The sequence below is a fragment of the Pseudomonas sp. FEN genome, from assembly GCF_904067045.1.
GTDB lineage: Bacteria > Pseudomonadota > Gammaproteobacteria > Pseudomonadales > Pseudomonadaceae > Aquipseudomonas.
Genome location: NZ_CAJFDC010000015.1, coordinates 142,366 through 159,643, shown reverse-complemented (window position 1 = coordinate 159,643; position 17,278 = coordinate 142,366). Strand labels below are relative to the sequence as shown.

The 17,278-nt window shown below is 57.4% G+C and carries 17 protein-coding genes; 7 read left to right on the top strand and 10 right to left on the bottom strand.

From position 1 onward, the window contains the following. The 10 genes from PFEN_RS18970 to PFEN_RS18925 all read right to left on the bottom strand — a co-directional run. On the bottom strand, window positions 1–727 hold a 727-nt coding region (locus PFEN_RS18970; protein ID WP_263596615.1), incomplete at its 3' end, for a hypothetical protein. Then, window positions 670–1,167 (bottom strand): thioesterase II family protein, encoded by a 498-nt coding sequence (locus PFEN_RS18965; protein WP_224771008.1) that lies wholly within the window; start codon window positions 1,165–1,167, stop codon window positions 670–672. The genes PFEN_RS18965 and PFEN_RS18970, both read right to left, overlap by 58 nt. Beyond that, a complete protein-coding gene (locus PFEN_RS18960) occupies window positions 1,160–1,552 on the bottom strand; it encodes a cupin domain-containing protein (protein ID WP_191488332.1) in 393 nt (130 codons plus the stop codon). The genes PFEN_RS18965 and PFEN_RS18960 overlap by 8 nt, the downstream gene beginning before the upstream one ends. A 1-nt stretch (window position 1,553) precedes the next feature. Further along, window positions 1,554–2,045 (bottom strand): hypothetical protein, encoded by a 492-nt coding sequence (locus tag PFEN_RS18955; protein WP_318192847.1) that lies wholly within the window; start codon window positions 2,043–2,045, stop codon window positions 1,554–1,556. Between the two features lie 55 nt (window positions 2,046–2,100). Further along, window positions 2,101–3,615: a class I tRNA ligase family protein gene (locus tag PFEN_RS31205; protein ID WP_318192846.1), complete on the bottom strand. Its 1,515-nt coding sequence runs from the start codon at window positions 3,613–3,615 to the stop codon at window positions 2,101–2,103. Between the two features lie 53 nt (window positions 3,616–3,668). Beyond that, window positions 3,669–3,899: an acyl carrier protein gene (locus PFEN_RS18945; RefSeq protein WP_191488331.1), complete on the bottom strand. Its 231-nt coding sequence runs from the start codon at window positions 3,897–3,899 to the stop codon at window positions 3,669–3,671. Beyond that, a complete protein-coding gene (locus PFEN_RS18940; RefSeq protein WP_224771007.1) occupies window positions 3,893–4,864 on the bottom strand; it encodes a chlorinating enzyme in 972 nt (323 codons plus the stop codon). Before PFEN_RS18940 ends, PFEN_RS18945 begins: the two co-directional genes overlap by 7 nt. A gap of 38 nt (window positions 4,865–4,902) precedes the next feature. Then, window positions 4,903–6,453 (bottom strand): amino acid adenylation domain-containing protein, encoded by a 1,551-nt coding sequence (locus tag PFEN_RS18935; protein ID WP_191488330.1) that lies wholly within the window; start codon window positions 6,451–6,453, stop codon window positions 4,903–4,905. Between the two features lie 22 nt (window positions 6,454–6,475). Then, window positions 6,476–7,471: a 4-hydroxy-2-oxovalerate aldolase gene (gene dmpG / locus PFEN_RS18930; protein ID WP_191488329.1), complete on the bottom strand. Its 996-nt coding sequence runs from the start codon at window positions 7,469–7,471 to the stop codon at window positions 6,476–6,478. Next, a complete protein-coding gene (locus PFEN_RS18925; RefSeq protein WP_224771006.1) occupies window positions 7,468–8,346 on the bottom strand; it encodes an acetaldehyde dehydrogenase (acetylating) in 879 nt (292 codons plus the stop codon). Before PFEN_RS18925 ends, dmpG begins: the two co-directional genes overlap by 4 nt. A 470-nt stretch (window positions 8,347–8,816) precedes the next feature. Here PFEN_RS18925 and leuA point away from each other — a divergent pair, with 470 nt between their 5' ends. From leuA to PFEN_RS18890, 7 genes are all read left to right on the top strand, one after another. Next, the gene (gene leuA / locus PFEN_RS18920; protein WP_191488327.1) at window positions 8,817–10,511 is read left to right on the top strand and encodes a 2-isopropylmalate synthase; all 1,695 of its coding nucleotides are present in this window, start codon (window positions 8,817–8,819) and stop codon (window positions 10,509–10,511) included. A gap of 1 nt (window position 10,512) precedes the next feature. Further along, the gene (locus PFEN_RS18915) at window positions 10,513–11,253 is read left to right on the top strand and encodes an AraC family transcriptional regulator (RefSeq protein ID WP_191488326.1); all 741 of its coding nucleotides are present in this window, start codon (window positions 10,513–10,515) and stop codon (window positions 11,251–11,253) included. A 225-nt stretch (window positions 11,254–11,478) separates the two neighbouring features. Continuing rightward, the gene (locus PFEN_RS18910) at window positions 11,479–12,981 is read left to right on the top strand and encodes an efflux transporter outer membrane subunit (protein WP_191488325.1); all 1,503 of its coding nucleotides are present in this window, start codon (window positions 11,479–11,481) and stop codon (window positions 12,979–12,981) included. After that, window positions 12,978–14,150, top strand: a complete 1,173-nt coding sequence (locus tag PFEN_RS18905) for an HlyD family secretion protein (RefSeq protein WP_191488324.1) — start codon at window positions 12,978–12,980, stop codon at window positions 14,148–14,150. The genes PFEN_RS18910 and PFEN_RS18905 overlap by 4 nt, the downstream gene beginning before the upstream one ends. Continuing rightward, window positions 14,143–15,687 (top strand): MDR family MFS transporter, encoded by a 1,545-nt coding sequence (locus tag PFEN_RS18900; protein ID WP_191488340.1) that lies wholly within the window; start codon window positions 14,143–14,145, stop codon window positions 15,685–15,687. Before PFEN_RS18905 ends, PFEN_RS18900 begins: the two co-directional genes overlap by 8 nt. 459 nt (window positions 15,688–16,146) lie before the next feature. Next, window positions 16,147–16,923 (top strand): DUF3050 domain-containing protein, encoded by a 777-nt coding sequence (locus PFEN_RS18895; protein ID WP_191488323.1) that lies wholly within the window; start codon window positions 16,147–16,149, stop codon window positions 16,921–16,923. Further along, on the top strand, window positions 16,920–17,267 hold the full coding sequence (locus PFEN_RS18890; RefSeq protein WP_191488322.1) for a DUF4437 domain-containing protein: 348 nt from the start codon (window positions 16,920–16,922) through the stop codon (window positions 17,265–17,267). The genes PFEN_RS18895 and PFEN_RS18890 overlap by 4 nt, the downstream gene beginning before the upstream one ends. Window positions 17,268–17,278: the final 11 nt, after the last annotated feature.

Sequence of the window (17,278 nt, the reverse complement as noted above, 5' to 3'; positions counted from 1 at the left end):
CCGTACCATAAACTTCCCGAGGAAATACCATGGAGGCGAATAACAGCGCCTTGGGGTTGAGTAGCGTTGCGGTCAATAGTGACCTGGAGCTTACGGCCGAGCGCTGGGATTCGCTCGTCAACTGTTTCATCGAGGCAATGCGGTAAGCAATGAACGTCAGGTAGGCGGCGCACAGCAACTTCATTGCCGTACCTATGCCTGGGTAGCGTGCGGACAATGCAATGAGTACGAAGCCCCAGCACTGATTGCGATGCTGTAGCCGAGCGCTTCGGTGGCGATCAATGGCAATGTCCGAGCCGGGCCGCAGGTATAACCGGACGTCATCAGCAAGGTATTGGTGGGACCTGGCAGCAGCAGAATCAACGATGCGCCGAGGCGATGTTGAGAAATACGTTAATGAAATCCATTTCAAAGATGATCCAGTCATAGTTACAAGGCGATGAATCTCGCAGGGCATCCAAACTTTTGGCAAGTTTTGACGAACGAAAAGTGGTCCCCAGGGAAAACCTGGTGGACAAAGTTGCCAGTGGTCTTGTCCGACCATGCTGCAATCCGGAGATCGGTACGGAAGGATCGCCATCGCCGCCAATGGCGAGAATCGGTTTGCAACCGGATCGGCATCAGCCAGATTGATGCTTTCGGAAAGGGCGAAGTCGCTGCGCAAGGTTCTCAAGGCAATGGCGCGCAGGCCCGGGTTGGCTGCGATTTCGCTGGAAAGTCCGCCCAACCCATGATGTAGTCCATGAACTGCTCGTCGCTCATGGTTGACGCGCTCAGGCGATGCGCGGGAGAGGCGGAGCTGGCACAGGCAGTGAGTGAGACGATCTGCAAGTTGGGATAAAGCGTGTCGCAGTAAGTCGCAAATTTTTGCGCTATACCGGCACCAGGCTGTATCCGAACAGGTGCAGAGGCAGGTCGAAACAAATCGCTGGCCGCATGCACCAGGGGCGGTAGGAGATCGTTGATGTCGGTGATGAATGATTCATCAAAGCGCGATTCTCGTCCCGGCAACTGGACGGCGCAAACCTCGATCCGCGGGCCCAGCATCGCTTGCCAGTCTCGATAGAACGAGGCGCTGCCGCCACCGAACGGAAAGCACAACAGGCGACTGCGCGCCGCCGGTTGAACTTTTCGCTGAAGCCATTTACTCGATTGCGGGTTACTCATCGCAAGCCTCTGCTGGCTGTTCGAAATACGCATTGCCATTGGCTGCGAACCAGTCACGTCGCGGAGGCGTAAACACATCAAGGTCGACGGTATCCTCCAGGCATTCGGCGGCATGCGGGACATTGGCTGGAAAGTGGAGAACGTCCCCGGCGCACAGTGTTGTGCTCTGTTCCATCTCCAGGCCGTGAGTAAAGCGGATCTTGCCCTTGAGGATATAGGTCATCTGTTCGTTGGGATGGCTGTGATGTTTGACCACGGAACCGGCTTTCATGGTCAGCTTCACCATCATCAATTCATCGCCGCTGATGATCTGCCGCACTATTGAGTCGCCCAACTGCTCTCGCGGGACTGTATCCCAATTAATCGCCTGTTGTTGCTTGAGCATCTCAGAGTCCTTGAGTGTGAATGTAGAAGTCGTAGAGCATGAAGGCGGCGCAGACCGCCAGCGCGATGCCCATCAACCGATTGAAGAAGTTGAAGTACGACTCCTTGGTGATTCGCTTGCCGAGCGCCGCGCCGAGAAATGAATAGATACCCGGAGCACCGGCGCCGCCCAGGGCGATCATGATGGAAACCAGCGCGATGTTCGTGCCCGTGACGTGAGCGGCGGGGAACATCACGGTCGTGATGGGCAGTACCACCATCATCCCTTTTGGATTCAATGCCTGGATGAGGAAGCCATTCCAGAATGTCAGAGGTTTGTCCGTCGGCTGACTTGCCTCGACCTTGCCGGGCAGGACAACTTTGGAGGTAAAGACCTTGAAGGCCAGGTAAAGGGTATACAACCACCGATGAGCGCCAGGTAAGGCAGCACGGAACGCGAAATCAACGCCTCGCCGGTATAACCAAAAATCAGGAACAGCGCGAACATCGCGCAACCGACCCCGATGAAGAAACCGACCGTGCGGCGAAACTGCCCGGTGAGTCCGGCGTTCAACCCATCACATGACCGGGCCGGGGCTGTACATAACGCTGAAGGCGTAGAGGAAAATTTCCATGTTGTAACTCCTGTTCAGGCCGACTGCAGGCCAACGTCGAAAGAATCGAGGTGTAGGCAGACTGATCAATTACTTCGTCGTTGGCGACCATCTGCTTCTGCCATTGGTAAAAGGTACGGAAGGCGGAGACGGGATCTCCTTGGACCAATGCAGCGGTCACTTGCGCCGGTGGCAGCGTCCCGTTTTCCCCCAGGCGTGCAGAAAGTTTCTGGCAGCCGTTGAGGAAACTGTCGATCTGATCAATCAAGGCCTTCCGGATCACCAGCACCTTTTCAGGCTCTTCGCCGACCAGCAGCGCAAGGTCCACCGCTGGATCGCCTTCACCGCGGCTGCCGGCATATTCGACGGATTCGAGCAGTGTCAGTGGGACAAACGCCTCCATGCCACCCATGTCGAAGATGAGTCCGGCAAGCACACCGATGTTCTTTTTCTGGATCGATGCATCGACCTGTAGATGATTCGGGCGATGCGTGACAGTCGTCACGGCCGCCTGGAAGCTTGGACTGAAGTCGACACGTACCGGCAGGCCCTGGCTGGCTTCCTGATGGAATGTCCCGTATTGCGGACTCCAATACAGCTGCGCGCGGTCTGGCGAGGTCTGTTCTATTCGCGCAATCGCTTCACCGGGAATGCGCTTGTCTTCATGCAGACGGGCACTGCCTTTGCGCAGCAAGGCGTTGATCGTATCGTTGTGGACTTGCGATGCCGGTTTGCCATCGAGCCAACCGGTGCGGATGGCATAGCCAGTCTTGAGCACTGGCGGGATCGGCATCGAGTGCTCATCCACCTGTGCGTCGAGGGAGAGGCTGAAGCGAATCGGCAGGCCGACTTTTCTGGCGAAATCAAGATCGGTCTTGTTGTGGGCCGGATTCACCAGCACGGCACCCGTGCCGAAGTCGGGCTTGACCCAGTCCGCAACCCAGACGGACATCAAGTCGCCTGTCAGCGGATTGCGGACATAAGCACCGGTGAAGTAATTGTCAGTGGCGGGACGATCGGCCAGACGCCGTGTGAACCAGTGGTATTTGTGCACCGCGATGGCACAGGCTGCCGTACAGGAACTCCAGTCCGTAACGAAAACGTCGATGGACTCTTGCGAATCGAACAGCTTCAACGAACAGATTGCCCCCTGGGACTGGCGCACGGTCTTTCGGATTTTAGAGACGATCTTTTCCGACCAAAACGGAATCTGGGTCGATATCTGCGCCGTGGCATCGCAAGAGGGGCCGTAGAACGCTTCAAACGCCGTACCATCCTCGAGGGCATTGAAGTGCACCTGGCCATTTTCCAGGAGCCGATTCAGGTGCAAGGCCGCCTCGATCTTGTCGGCACTGACCGCCGCGCATTGGGTGGCGCGGCTCATGAAAGCCGCAAACAGCGAGCCTCGTTTGAAGGTCAGGTCGACAGCCTCACCGGTTTGCGGCTGCTCCAGCAACGCGAAAGTTTTCATGATCTTGTCTCCAGTTTGGCCGGCCCACGCAGTTGACGTGGGCCGGCCCGGGGTTAGCCCATTTGTGCGGTCAAAGTCGGTTGAATAGCCTTACTGAGTTTGATCACCGAAGAGTTGCGGAACAGCGACTCCATGTTGATGTGAACTTTCAAATCATCATGCAGTTGACGCTGGATCTCCGCCATCATCAGTGAGTGCCCACCGACGTCGAAGAAATCCTCGTCCATTTTCAGTTCCGGGTAATTCAGCACGTCGGCGCAGATTTTGTGGATGGCGTTCAGCATGGTTTTTTCTCCTCTGCCTGCGAGAACGAGAACAGTTGGTCGCGGTTGTTGGTCGTGCGGATCTTGTTGTGATCGTAAGTGTCCGTACCGGACACCAGCACCGTCGCATAGTTAGTCAGGTCGAATGTTTCGCCGTGCGCGTTGTACTTCTCGAGATCCGGATAAACTCGCACGTGAGTGGGGACGTAACGGCCGGAAATGGCCAGTCGGGTCTGCCGCTCGGTGGAGTTGTTGTGAGAAGCGTGAGCACAGGATGCGGTGAAAATCACGCACTCACCTGCCTGCAGTTCCATGTCCACCGGGTTTGCACTTTCCGGATCCCAGGAAGGATCAACCTTGAACTCGGAAAAGTCGTAGCCGAAGAAGCCCGTATCGGTTTGAGTGTGCTGGTAGTCGCCATTGCGGCCAGTAGAGACGCTTTTCTTTTCGTCGTAGTAATACTTCTTGTGCGAACCCGGCAGAAAGCGCATGCAGGCGGTTTCCTTGGTCGCGGGTGTGAACGCGGTCCACACCGTCAAGTCGATGTAAGCGTTCCAATCGGTCTGCGTCGGCACGATCAGTGGATTGCCGTCGGTGTAACTGTAGTCACGCACCTGGTGCCATTCAGTACCCCGGCCGCCTGGAAACTTGGCGAACCACTCCGAGCGCCAGCAAAGCAGATCGGCGCCGAGAATACCGCGAAGGTATTTCAGAATGGTCGGGTGCATGATGTGCCGGGACAATTCGGGAATATCGAAATGTCGGTCATAGTTCATGTTGTTGTCATACAGAATGTGCGAGCGGTCATGGTTGGCGGCGCGTAATGCACGCAGGATTTCTGCCGCTTCATCCGGTTCATAAAGTTTGATCGGACCGATGAAACCATTCTTCTCGAAGAACTCGATATCCTTCTGAATGTCATCAGTGATTACTGCGTTTGCAGGTAATCCGGTCGTGGCAGAAATTTTTTGGTCCATCTGTGTCATTGGATACTTCCTTTTTGGGATGATGCGGTACGCGTTCTTCAGGCCATGCCCAACAGGGCCTTGCGATCGATTTTGCCGTTCTGGGTCAGTGGGAACTGCTTGCAGGCCACGTAACGCCGCGGGTGCATATGGCGGGGCAGGAGCGTTCCGAGCCGATGACCGATGTCGCGAAGCGCAGGCAGTTCGTCCGCCGTGGTCACGAAGGCGGTGAGCTCCGGTTCCTGGTCAGGGAGGGCCTGGGTGTTCAAGACAATGGCATCCTCAATCGCCGGCAAGGCATTGCGAACCCCATTCTCGATCTCGGACAGATTCACGAGCATGCCGCGGATCTTGATCTGGTTATCTCGTCGCCCCAGGCAGATCGACTTGTCGTCCGACACGCGCCGAGCGTAATCCCCGGTGAAGTAGACGAGACGCACGACGTCATCGATGGATACGTGCCTGAAACGTTCCGCCTGCAGAGAAGGGTTGTTCAGATAGCCTCTGCCGACACCCATGCCGGAGATCACGATCTGACCAATGTCTCCCACGGCAACCGGACGATCCTCGTCATCAAGAATGTCCACGCGGCAATTACCAACAGGGTTGCCCATGGGAATGCCTTCGGCCAGATAGGTCTGGTAGTCAGACATGGTGTAAGACGTCGCCACGTCCGTGCATTCAGCAACGCCGTACTGGTGGATCAAATTGCATGCGGAGCCTTTTTTCCGGGCCCAATCCATCACCCGGGCGGTTGCCAGTGCCTCACCGCCGATAAACAGATGCCGTAGCGTCCCCAGGCGGTCCCCGGCCTGGCCGGCCTGGATGATCAGATAGAGGGAGCTGGGTGCCAGGTGAATGCTGCGGATTCGGTGACGTTCAATGAGATCGACAATCTCGTAGCCATCAAACACGCTACTGCTGGTGAGTGAAATTGCCGCGCCGCAATACAGTGGTGTTACCAGGCTGCGCTGGGAAATGTCGAAGCCGAATGCCGATACCAAAATGCCGTTGGCTTCCTGGTCGAGGCCATATTCATTGACATGCCAGTTGATCAGATTCGCCCAGCTGCGATGAGTAATGGCGACAGCCTTGGGAATGCCAGTAGTACCCGAAGTGAATACGGTGTAGCAAAGGTCGTTCTCCCGGGCCGGCGAGACAAATGCTTCAGCCATGGGGGCTTGCGCCAGTTGCCGGCGCAAGGATTCGATCTCGGCGACCGCGAGCGGTACTTCCTTGAGGATCTCGGCGGTCTGCGCGGTGGCGAAGATGAGTTTGAGATTCGCCAGTTGTTGAATCATCAGCATCAGTCGAGAGGCTGGATTGGCAATATCCAGCGGTACATAAGCCGCGCCGCATTTGAGAATCCCGATGATGCAGACCAGGGTCGACACAGACGGCTGGAAAAAAATCCCGACCAGGTCTCCCGCCTGAATACCTTGGGCTCTCAGATAAGCTGCCAGAGCGGAGGATTCACGATCAAGTTGGGAGTAGGTCAATGTTTCATATACGTTGCGTACGGCGACAGCATCAGGCGTTTGTGCCGCCCAATAAGCCACTTTTTCATGAATCATGGGCGCGCGAATGCCCTGCTTATCAATAAAAGACATCGATTTACTTCCTGAAGTGGAGTCAGTTGGTGGTGGAGAGTCTGGCCGCGGTCTCGATGATGATGTCTTCCTGTCCAGCCACTAACTTGCGTTGACCCAGTAGTTGATAGAGTTGAAATTCGTCCACTTTGAATTGCTCCGCCGCGCGTTTTATATGCGGTGCAAAACCGGAGAACAGGCCATGAATGCCACTGGCGATATTGGCAGCCCCAATGTGCGGAGTCAGGCAATCCAGATAGTGTTCCGAGGAGCGCGCCAGGCTGGCGGCCGCTTCAAATGAACACTGCGTCCGATACCCCAGGCGATTGAGCACTGCAATCAGGGTCTCGAGTTGAGTATTACCGGCGCCCGCGCCAAAGCCTTTGATGCAGGCGTCCAGCAGTTCGGCGCCTTCCTCAACCGCGGCGATTGAGTTCGCCACAGCCATGCCCAGATTATTGTGGGCATGAAAACCCAGTTTCGTATCGGTCAACTGCTGAATCGCCTGGATCCGCCAGCGCACATCGTCAGGGGTAAGGTAACCTGCGCTATCCATGAGAATGATTGCATCGGCGCCGTAGCTCGCCATGAGCGAGGCTTGTTCGGCGAGCACTTCCGGTTCGGCCATGTGGCTCATCATCAGGACGCCATAAACGGTCTTGCCCTGGTTTTTGACGGACTCGATATAAGGCGCGGTGATGTTGGCTTCGGTGCAATGAGAGGCGATCCGGAAGACATCGACACCCATATCGATGGCAAGCTCGAGGTCTGTCGATTTGCCCAAGCCGGGAATGAAATGAACACCCAGCCGCCCATGCCGGATCGCTGATCTGGCTGTCTCGAGCATTTTCTGGTCATTAACGCTGCTGATCCCCAACAGCGCCGAAGAGCCGCCGAGTCCGTTGCCATGGCCCACTTCAATGATGTCGATGCCGGCGGCATCCGCCTGCTCGGCATATTGACGGATCTGGTCTATTGAAAGCTGGTGTCGCACGGCATGGTTGCCATCGCGCAAAGTGCAGTCAGTAATGGTAATCATGCGGCGGTCCGCTCCCAGCAAGCAGAATGGAGTTCGGCGACAGCAATGGCGGCACAATTGATAATGTCCAGGTTGCCAGCGTAGGCCGGCAGGTAATCACCGCTACCTCGCACAGTCACGCTCATGGTCAGGTGGCCCTTCGATTCGATGGGCTCCAGGACCATCTGGTAGCCGGGAACATATTGTTGAACGCGAGCAACCATCTGCCTGACACTCGCCCGAACTTTCTCGATGCATTCATAGTTGCCCTTGGCGAACACTGTCGTCTGCATGTCGATGCCAGGTTTGGCCGGGTTGATATTCAGAACCGCCTTGGTCATGCCAGCGCCGCTGAAATGCCGCAAGGCTTGTTCGGTGGTCAAAATGTACTGATTGATGTTTTCTCGGGTCGCCAGACCGGCGCTGTTTGACGCGATGGTCGAGGCGACTTCGATATATTCCAGGGACTGGAAAGACTGAGCGATCGCATAGGCCAATGGGATGCTTGCCTGGCCGCCACAAGTGATCAGATTCACGTTGCGCTCGTTGGCCATGCTGTCCAGATTGATCGACGGTACGCAGATCGCCCCGATCTTCGCGGGCGTCATGTCTATCGCAAACAGGTTGGCCTTGCGAAACACCTGGTCGTTGATCCGGTGAGATTGCGCGGAGGTCGCATCGAAAACAATGTCGAGCTCATCGCCGTGCTCGGCCAAAAACTCAATCCCCTCGGCTGAGGTTGCAATGCCCAATTCGCGGGCCCTGGCCAGACCGTCGCTATTGGGACTGCGCCCTATCACCATTCTCAGATCGAGATGATGAGAACGCATCGCCTTGTACATCAAATCTATCCCTATGCTTCCCGATCCGATGATCGCGGCGCGTTTGCGAGGCATTGCTGATTCCATTTTCGCTGGCTCCTGACCTGACATCCTTTACCGTTACCTCGCTTGGGACCCCTACCTGCTAGTGGGGCCCTAGCCCGTTTAGTAACGATAATCAGCCGCCCAGGGATTTGCTTGTACGTTCTTGGGTTCAGGCAAAAGATGCGAGGGGCTGATGATCCACAGCCGTTTTCGCGCCCATTGCCGAGGGTGTGTCTGTTGACGATGGACTGGAAGGTTTAGCCAAGGTAGGTAAGTCCGCTTGCCACGCGTCCAAGATGGTCTTGATCGGACTCCAGTAGGAGTAAAAACCAAAAAATCGCCTGTAATTGGTGTTTTCAGTGTTTTTTTTTATCTTTCGGATCTGATTTCGCAATTTGTATCAAGCTATGTTCGACTAGCATTGGATCCAAAGGTCGGTGGTGCAAAGCCCCCTTGGCCGGCCGCGGACGAAACGGTTCTAAATAAAAAGGAGAAACACCATGATGCTCAAGGATCCTTCCAGCAAATATCGACACTTCGCCACCGTGGACCTGGCGGACCGCCAATGGCCCAATCTTGTCCAGAAAGCGGCGCCTACCTGGTGTAGCGTTGATATGCGTGATGGCAATCAGGCGTTGATTGAGCCCATGAATGCGGAGCGCAAGCGCCGGTTCTTCGAGCTGTTGGTCAAGGTCGGTTTCAAGGAAATAGAAGTGGGCTTTCCGGCCGCATCGCAAACCGATTTCGACTACGTTCGCGAGCTGATTGACAGTAACGCGATTCCCGACGATGTCACCATTCAGGTCATGACTCAGGCTCGCAGCCATCTCATCGAGCGGACTTTCGAAGCGCTAAAAGGGGTTCCGCGTGCCATTGTGCATGTCTACAACGCCACGGCGCCGGTGTTTCGTGATGTGGTGTTTGGCGTCGACCGTGCGGGTTGCATCGAGATCGCCACGCAGGCGACTCGAGAGATCAAGCGTCACATGGAGAACAATCCAGGCACGCAGTGGACCTTCCAGTATTCCCCTGAAACCTTTTGCTTCACCGAGTTGGATTTCGGCCTGGAAATCTGTGAGGCGGTGACGGACGTCTTTGCGCCTACCCCGGACAACAAGATGATCCTGAATCTGCCGACCACGGTCGAAGTGTCTACCGCGAATGTCTTTGCCGATCAGATTGAATGGTTCTGTCGACATTTCAGTCGCCGTGACAGCGTTGTCATCAGTGTTCATCCGCATAATGACCGGGGCACCGGTGTCGCCACCGCCGAGCAAGCGTGCCTGGCCGGTGCCGAGCGCGTGGAAGGCACCCTGTTCGGTAATGGCGAGCGAACCGGCAACGTCGATATCCTGACCTTGGCGATGAATCTCTACACCAGCGGCATAGACCCGCAGCTTGATTTTTCGGACATCATTCACGTACAGCGCGAAGTAGAGCACTGTAATCAACTGCCTACTCATCCTCGTCATCCCTATGCGGGTGAGCTGGTGTTCACCGCATTTTCAGGTTCGCACCAAGATGCGATCAAGAAAGGTTTTGCCGCGCGCCAGGCCAACCCTGACGGCTTCTGGGAAGTTCCTTACCTGCCGATTGACCCCGCCGATATGGGGCGCAGCTACGAGGCGGTGATACGCGTCAACAGCCAATCGGGTAAAGGCGGGGTTGCCTATCTGCTTGAGCAGCAGGGTATTGTCATGCCGCGCCGGTTGCAGATGGAGTTCAGCAGCTTGGTCCAGCAGGAGGCGGACGGTTCGGGTCAGGAGATCAGTGGCGAGATGATACTGGCGTGTTTTACCCAGCACTACCTGGATCAGGGGAATCCCTACACGCTGGCGCAGCCTAAATTGGTCAGCGAAGGTGATGTGACCTACCTGGAGGGAACGCTGCATGCCGGCAGGGACAGGATCGACCTGAGCGGTGAGGGCAACGGTCCGTTGGCGGCGCTGGTCGATGCCTTTGCCCATCGTGGCCTGATCTTCGATATCGCGGATTATCACGAGCACTCTACCCGCGATGGCGCGCAAGCGGAGGCACTGGCCTATGTCGAGATTCGCGTGGGCAACCAGTTGCTGTTTGGTGCGGCGCGTGACGGCAGCAGCTTGCTGGCTTCCCTCAAGGCGCTGACCAGCGCAGTCAATCGCGCGTCGCGCCTTGGGCTGTTGAACGTGCTGAGCACAGCGGTGCCGTCCTGAGATGAACGCGCACACAGCCCTGGCCGCGCTGGCCGGTAACTACTGTCATGGCGACATAGTTGCTTCGCATCGGCATACCGAGGGGCAACTGGTGCATGCCATTGACGGCGTGATGCTGGTCTCGGTAGCTGGCACGACCTGGATCGTGCCTTCCGGGCATGCGCTCTGGGTACCTTCGGGTAGGGAACATCAGGTCCGTATGACGGGCGACGTCCGTATGCGCACGTTACTGATTACCCCGGGTGCCCACAGCGCCCTGGCGGAAGAATGCCAGGTTATCAAGGTGTCGCCACTGTTGCGTGAGTTGATCGTGGCGGCCGCGGGTGAGCTCAATGATGAAGGTGCTCGATTGCGCCATGCACAGATCGTCGATCTGATTTTCTCGGAGCTCGCCAGGGCGCAGCCGGTAATGGCTCATGTACCTATCCCTGCCGAGCCTCGACTGAAGTCGCTCTGTGCCGACTTTATCGACAATCCCTCCCAGGAGTCGAAGCTGGAAAGTTGGGCAGGGCAACTGAACATGAGTTCACGGACCCTGGCTCGCTTGTTCCAGAAAGAACTGGGCATGAGCTACAGCGAGTGGCGCAAACGCACGCGGTTGCTGCTCAGTCTGCAGCGATTGGCTTCTGGCGCGTCGATTCTGGAAGTGGCGCTGGAGCATGGTTACCAAAGCCCCAGTGCATTCACCGCGATGTTCAAGCGCACCATGGGTTACACCCCGAGCAATTGCCGTTCGGTCTAGCTCCTTCCTTGAAATCCAATAGTCCTTGCCGAGCATGGTCGACCCTTACGGGCGACCATGCCTCGGCATGTCTGTGGTTTGGCGGCTTGGAGGCTGAGCCCCACGGTTTTCAAAGGCAGATTGTTCAGTTGTCCTAATCGAAACGATGGTTGTCTGGAACTCAGGAGAAGCGGGAGTGGCCGCTCCCATAACCTGCGTCTCTACTCAGAACTCTGGATGCTTGCGATGCGCTCGCCCTTTTTTACCGCGTGGCACGGCCATATTCCGCTCTTGGGCATGGCGGCCATTCTTTTGACCGGCTGCTCCACATGGATCACCCATCAGCCGGCACAACCGCATCTGGCGCGCATCAACCCCCTGAGCAGCTTGCCTCAAGGCGTGTCCGCCCAAGCGCTGCCCGAACGATGGTGGCGGTTGTACAACGACCCCAGACTTGACCGCCTGGTGGAGCAGGCATTGCTCCATAACCGGGATCTGGCGACGGCCCAGGCCCATGTCCAATCGATGCTGGCCGGGATCACGCAGGCCGACGCCGAGCGCTGGCCATCCACTCAGGCATCACTCGGCGCCACTTACGGCAAATCTGCCGATGACCAGACGCTGGCCAAGGCTACCGATAGCCATGCCCCCTCGCAGTGGCAGTTCAATCCCGGCTTTGAACTGGCCTATCAGGTGGATATCTGGGGCCAGGTTCAGCACAGCATCGAACGCGCCCGGGTCCAGGCCGCCGCCGCGCAGGATGCGGAAGATCTGCTGCGCGTCACCGTCGCCGCACAAACCACCCGCGCCTATGTGAATGCCTGTGCCTTGGGCGCGCGAGCCAAGGTCCAGCGCGACTCTCTGGACGTCGTTGCGCAAAGCCTTGCGCTGATCGACCGACAGCGCCGGGCCGGGTTGGTGACTGATCTGGAATACACCCGGATGCAGGTGCTGCAGGGGGAAACCCTGGCCTTGTTGCCGATGCTCGAAGCGCGTCGGCAGGTAGCGTTGTACGAGCTGGCGATGTTGACCGGTGTTACCGACCTGAAGCAGGACCCCGCGGCCGCGGCCTGTGAAGCCGTACCGCAGCTCAATGCCGAGTTGCCGGTGGGGGATGGCTGGCGGTTGTTGGCGCGTCGCCCGGATATTCGCCAAGCCGAGCGGGTATTGCAGGCGGCCTCGCTGCAGGTGGATATCGTTCAGGCGGATTTGTACCCGAAGGTGACCTTTGGCGGTTCGCTGTCCTCGTCCAGTCATGCGCTGAATGAGCTGGGGCACAGTAGTGCGGTGATGTTCGGCATCGGCCCGTTGATCACCTGGCAATTTCCCAATTGGCAAGCCAATCGCGCACGGGTCAACCAAGCCCAGGCGCTGGAGCGGGGCGAAGTGGCGCAATTTGAAGCCAGCGTGCTCAAGGCGCTCAAGGAAGTGCGGCAGGCCCTGGCCTTGTATGACGGTGAGCGTCAGCGCCACGCGGCCTTGAGTCAGGCCCTGGACGGTAGCCGCAAGGCCTTCAAGCTGGCCCAGCTCAATTACGACGCCGGCTCGATCGACTTCCTTGATGTGCTGGACAGCGAGCGTCAACTGATTCGCCTGCAAGCCACCCGCGCCGACGCGGATGGCCAATTGTTGCAGCGCCAGATCGCCCTGTTTCGAGCCCTCGGCGGTGGTTGGCAGTCTGCCTCCTCCGAGACCTCTGTCGATGCGTCCTCGCATGCTTCTGTCACCTTTTCCGGTACCCAGCCATGAATATTGCCGTTGATGAAAAAACCGCGTTCCAGAGCGAGCAGGAGAGCGTGGTCCAGCAGCTCATGCATGATCGCAAGCAGCGCCGTAAAAGGAATCTGATCCTGTTGGGCGGCGGCGTGCTGTTGGTCGGCGCCTTGGCGTTCGGGGTTTACTGGATGAGCGTCGGTCGATATCTGGAACAGACCGATGATGCCTATGTGCGCGCGGATTGGATTCCCATCAGTGCGCGGGTGTCCGGCTATGTTGCTCAGGTGCTGGTGGAGGATGACCAGCCGGTGAAGGCGGGGGACGTGCTGGTACGCATCGAGGACCGTGACTATCAGGCCCGACTGGATCAGGCTCGCGCCGAACTGGCCGAGACCGAGGCCGCGGTGGTTGCACAACAGGTCAACCTGCAGGTCACCGACAGTCTGATTGCCCAACAGCGGGCGGGCCTCGCCCAGGCTGACGCACAGACCCGTAGTGCGCGTGCCGAGCTGCGTCGCGCCGGCCTCGACCGGCAACGTTACGAAGGCCTGGCCCGCGAGCACGCCGCCAGTGCCCAGCGCCTGGAAAGCGCCACCGCCAGTTACACCCAGGCCAATGCGGCAGTGGAAATTTCCCAGGCCATGCAGCGTCAGCAGGACACCCGGCTGAACGTAGCCTTGTCCCGTCGGCAATTGGCCGAAGCCTCCCTCAAGCAACAGATTGCCCAGCGCGATCGGGCCCGGGCCCAATTGGCACTGGCCAGCAATGCCCTGGAGGACACGCTGATCCGCGCTCCCATTGACGGGGTCGTAGGCCAGCGCAAGGTGCGTACCCGGCAATATGTGGCCCCGGGGTTGCCGCTGCTCGCGGTGGTGCCGCTGCAGCAGGCCTACGTAGTGGCCAACTACAAGGAAACCCAACTGCGGGATATGCGTGCCGGTCAGGCGGTGGCTATCAGTGTCGACAGCTATTCGGGGCGCAAGCTCAAAGGTCATGTGGTCAGTTTCTCGCCAGGTTCCGGCGCGGTGTTCGCCTTGCTGCCTTCGGACAATGCCACGGGCAACTTCACCAAGATCGTGCAGCGTTTTCCGGTGAAGATCATGATTGATCAACACGATGAGGGTGCTCCTGTTTTGCCGGGCATGTCCGTGCTCACGACGGTCGATACCCGTCGCAATGGACAGGGCGATACGCATGACTGACGCCGATGAAAAGACGGTCTCCTTTCGCGCATGGGTTGCGGTGATCGGGGGGCTGTTCGGCTGTTTCATGGCGGGCATGAACGTTCACGTGACGAGCGCCGCGCTGCCGGAAATCGAAGGATCGTTGGGCGCGACCTTCGAGGAGGGATCATGGATATCGACTGCTTATCTGGTGGCTGAAATCGTCATGATCCCGCTGACCGCCTGGTTGGTACAGGTGTTCTCCCTGCGCCGCGTGATGCTGGTGGGGTCCTTTGTATTTTTGCTGGCCTCCATCGCCTGCTCCTGGGCGCCGAACCTGGAGGTGATGATCATTATCCGGGTCATCCAGGGCGCCGCCGGCGCGGTGTTGATCCCCTTGTCGTTCCAATTGATTATCACCGAGCTGCCTCCCAGCAAGATCGCCATGGGCATGGCACTGTTCTCCCTGTCCAACAGCGTGGCCCAGGCCGCGGGGCCGTCCATTGGCGGTTGGTTGACCGATGCCTATTCCTGGCGCTGGATCTTCTATCTGCAACTGGCGCCAGGCGTGCTTTTGCTGATGGCCGTCGCGTGGTCGATTGATGCCAAACCCATGCAATTGAACTTGCTCAAACGCGGGGACTGGGGCGGTATTGCCGCCATGATTGTCGGCCTGGGCGGCTTGCAGATCGTGCTCGAAGAAGGCGGGCGCAAGGATTGGTTTGGCTCTGACTTCATCGTCGGGATGTCGCTGGCCGCCGCCGTGGCCCTGGTGTATTTCGTGCTGTCACAGCTTTATGGCAGTCGTTCCTTCATCAATTTGCGCTTGCTTAAAAGCTACAATTTTGGTGTCGCCAGCGTTGCCATGTTCATTTTCGGCGGGGCCACCTTCGGCCTGGTGTTCCTGGTCCCCAATTACCTCTCCCAGCTACAGGGGTATAACGCCCGAGAGATCGGGATCAGCCTGATTGCCTACGGCATGGTGCAGTTGGTCCTGGCGCCGTTCATGCCGCGCCTGATGAAGTGGCTCAACCCGAAAGTCATGGTTGCCTGCGGCTTTTTCATCATGGCGCTGGGTTGCTATCTCGGCGCGCACCTGGACGTCGACAGTGCGGCCAACGTGATCATTCCATCCACCGTGGTTCGAGGCATCGGACAACCGCTGATCATGGTGGCGCTCTCGGTGCTGGCGGTTTCCGGACTGGCTAAAAATGAGGCGGGTTCTGCCTCTGCGCTGTTCTCCATGCTGCGCAACCTCGGCGGTGCCGTAGGCACTGCTGGCCTGACGCAGATCGTCGCCATACGCGAACGCTTTCATTCCGAGCGAGTAGGGGAATCCATCACCTTGTTTTCTCCGTCGCTCCAGGAGCGCCTGCGTAGCAGCATGGCGGACAGCGAAGCGTTTGTTTTCAACCAATTGCTGCCTGCTCAACAGCAAGTACTTGAGGGGCTTATCCACACCGTGCGCCGCGAGGCGTATCTGATGGCTTACAGCGATGCGTTTTACCTTTCGTGTGTCGCCTTGATTGTGTGCGGATTGGCCGCCCTGGCGTTACGTCAGCAATCGAAGGGCTAAAAAGTCAGGAACGCCGCGGGTGGCTCGCGGTTAATCGTCAATCAATAAGAGGGATCTTGCATGGTGAAAGGGGAAGCCGCCCACATCTGTCTTTATTAAATTGCTTTTTTAAGCAACTACATACTGGGTCGTCTGCATCCTTGTTAAGGGTGGCGGACGGCTATTGCCTGATGAAGTTAATGGAATTAACTTTGTTCGGGCTTTTTTGTGTTTTGTTTTTTAATCTGAAAAATATTTAGTATTAATTTTCTAAAAAGCACTTGCTTGGCCAGCGCCTTTTGCTCTAAGTTTCCTCTCGCTTTGCCAACTTACCTCTGGAGTTGGTAGGGCGTATCCGTGTAATCAACTAATGCATCATTCAGCCCTGGCCGGAATTGGCGAGCGGGGTCTGCTTGTGCCTGGATCAGGCGCACGGGCCGGAAACGCAGGGTATAACTTAAGCTTGATAGGGAGAGCAAGATGGAAGATATGAAGGCGTTATTGGATAAGAAGAAAGCTGAACTTGGCAGGCACCGAATTTTTTCTGAAATAAACTCCCTGCCGGTATTGCAGGCCTTTATGGAGACCCACGTATTTGCCGTATGGGATTTCATGTCCCTGGCCAAGCGCCTGCAACAGGACCTGACCTGTACGCGCTTGCCCTGGCTGCCGCCGATGGACCCAGCCGCCGCGCATCTGATCAATGAAATCATCCTCGGTGAGGAGTCGGATCAGAATCTGCAAGGGGGTCACTACAGCCATTTCGAACTGTACTTGCATGCCATGCGGGAAGTTGGGGCCAGCACCGACAAGATCGAGTTTTTCGTCAAGTTGATGCGTGAAGGTGTTGATTTGCAAACTGCGCTGACGCGCTGCGGAGCTGGTTTGGCGGCCTCCGCATTCGTCACCGATACCATCGAAACCGCGCTGAATGCCTCGACACACGGCGTGGCCGCAGCCTTCCTGCACGGGCGTGAAAGCGTTATTCCAGAGATGTTTCAGCGAATTCTTGATGACTGGGGCATCACTGCCGGCGATGCGCCGACGTTCCGTTACTACTTGCAACGCCATATCGAAGTCGATTCCGAAGACCACGGCCCGGCGGCGGAAAGTCTGCTTGCTCGCTTGGTCAATGGCGATGCCCAGCGTCAGCAAGAGGTCTACACCGCGGCCATCGCCGCCGTGCAAAGCCGTTTGGCGTTGTGGGACAACCTGCGTCAAGCCATGCAGGAGAAGGTCAGTGAGTGTGTGGCATGAAGTTCGAAATAATCGAAGCCGACCAGGCCCAGTGGCTGAAGGTTGAATCCGAGCGGAGTATCACCCTCACGGTGTTCAAGGACACCCTGGACGCGACCACCAAGACCGGTATTCGTACACGCTTGGTGCGTTTTAACCCAGGAGGCGGCACCCGTGAGATCTATACCCATGACTACCATGAAGAAGTGTATTTGATTGAGGGCGATCAAACGGAATTAGCCAGTAAGGACCGTGCCGAGAGAACCTACCGTGACGGCAGTTACTTCTTCAGGGCGGCGCATACCGAACATGGTCCCTTTAGTTCGGAAAATGGCTGTCTTTTGTTTGAAGTGCATTATTACTAACCTGCATGAAG

What these genes read in the sequence shown, in the direction of transcription:
- PFEN_RS18925 (WP_224771006.1), bottom strand. Translation starts at nt 8,346, where the DNA reads ATGCCTCGCAAACGCGCCGCGATCATCGGATCGGGAAGCATAGGGATA.
- PFEN_RS18905 (WP_191488324.1), top strand. Translation starts at nt 12,978, where the DNA reads ATGAATATTGCCGTTGATGAAAAAACCGCGTTCCAGAGCGAGCAGGAG.
- PFEN_RS18895 (WP_191488323.1), top strand. Translation starts at nt 16,147, where the DNA reads ATGGAAGATATGAAGGCGTTATTGGATAAGAAGAAAGCTGAACTTGGC.
- PFEN_RS18940 (WP_224771007.1), bottom strand. Translation starts at nt 4,864, where the DNA reads ATGACACAGATGGACCAAAAAATTTCTGCCACGACCGGATTACCTGCA.
- PFEN_RS18910 (WP_191488325.1), top strand. Translation starts at nt 11,479, where the DNA reads ATGCGCTCGCCCTTTTTTACCGCGTGGCACGGCCATATTCCGCTCTTG.
- PFEN_RS18915 (WP_191488326.1), top strand. Translation starts at nt 10,513, where the DNA reads ATGAACGCGCACACAGCCCTGGCCGCGCTGGCCGGTAACTACTGTCAT.
- PFEN_RS31205 (WP_318192846.1), bottom strand. Translation starts at nt 3,615, where the DNA reads ATGAAAACTTTCGCGTTGCTGGAGCAGCCGCAAACCGGTGAGGCTGTC.
- PFEN_RS18935 (WP_191488330.1), bottom strand. Translation starts at nt 6,453, where the DNA reads ATGTCTTTTATTGATAAGCAGGGCATTCGCGCGCCCATGATTCATGAA.
- PFEN_RS18960 (WP_191488332.1), bottom strand. Translation starts at nt 1,552, where the DNA reads ATGCTCAAGCAACAACAGGCGATTAATTGGGATACAGTCCCGCGAGAG.
- PFEN_RS18965 (WP_224771008.1), bottom strand. Translation starts at nt 1,167, where the DNA reads ATGAGTAACCCGCAATCGAGTAAATGGCTTCAGCGAAAAGTTCAACCG.
- PFEN_RS18945 (WP_191488331.1), bottom strand. Translation starts at nt 3,899, where the DNA reads ATGCTGAACGCCATCCACAAAATCTGCGCCGACGTGCTGAATTACCCG.
- dmpG (WP_191488329.1), bottom strand. Translation starts at nt 7,471, where the DNA reads ATGATTACCATTACTGACTGCACTTTGCGCGATGGCAACCATGCCGTG.
- PFEN_RS18900 (WP_191488340.1), top strand. Translation starts at nt 14,143, where the DNA reads ATGACTGACGCCGATGAAAAGACGGTCTCCTTTCGCGCATGGGTTGCG.
- PFEN_RS18890 (WP_191488322.1), top strand. Translation starts at nt 16,920, where the DNA reads ATGAAGTTCGAAATAATCGAAGCCGACCAGGCCCAGTGGCTGAAGGTT.
- leuA (WP_191488327.1), top strand. Translation starts at nt 8,817, where the DNA reads ATGATGCTCAAGGATCCTTCCAGCAAATATCGACACTTCGCCACCGTG.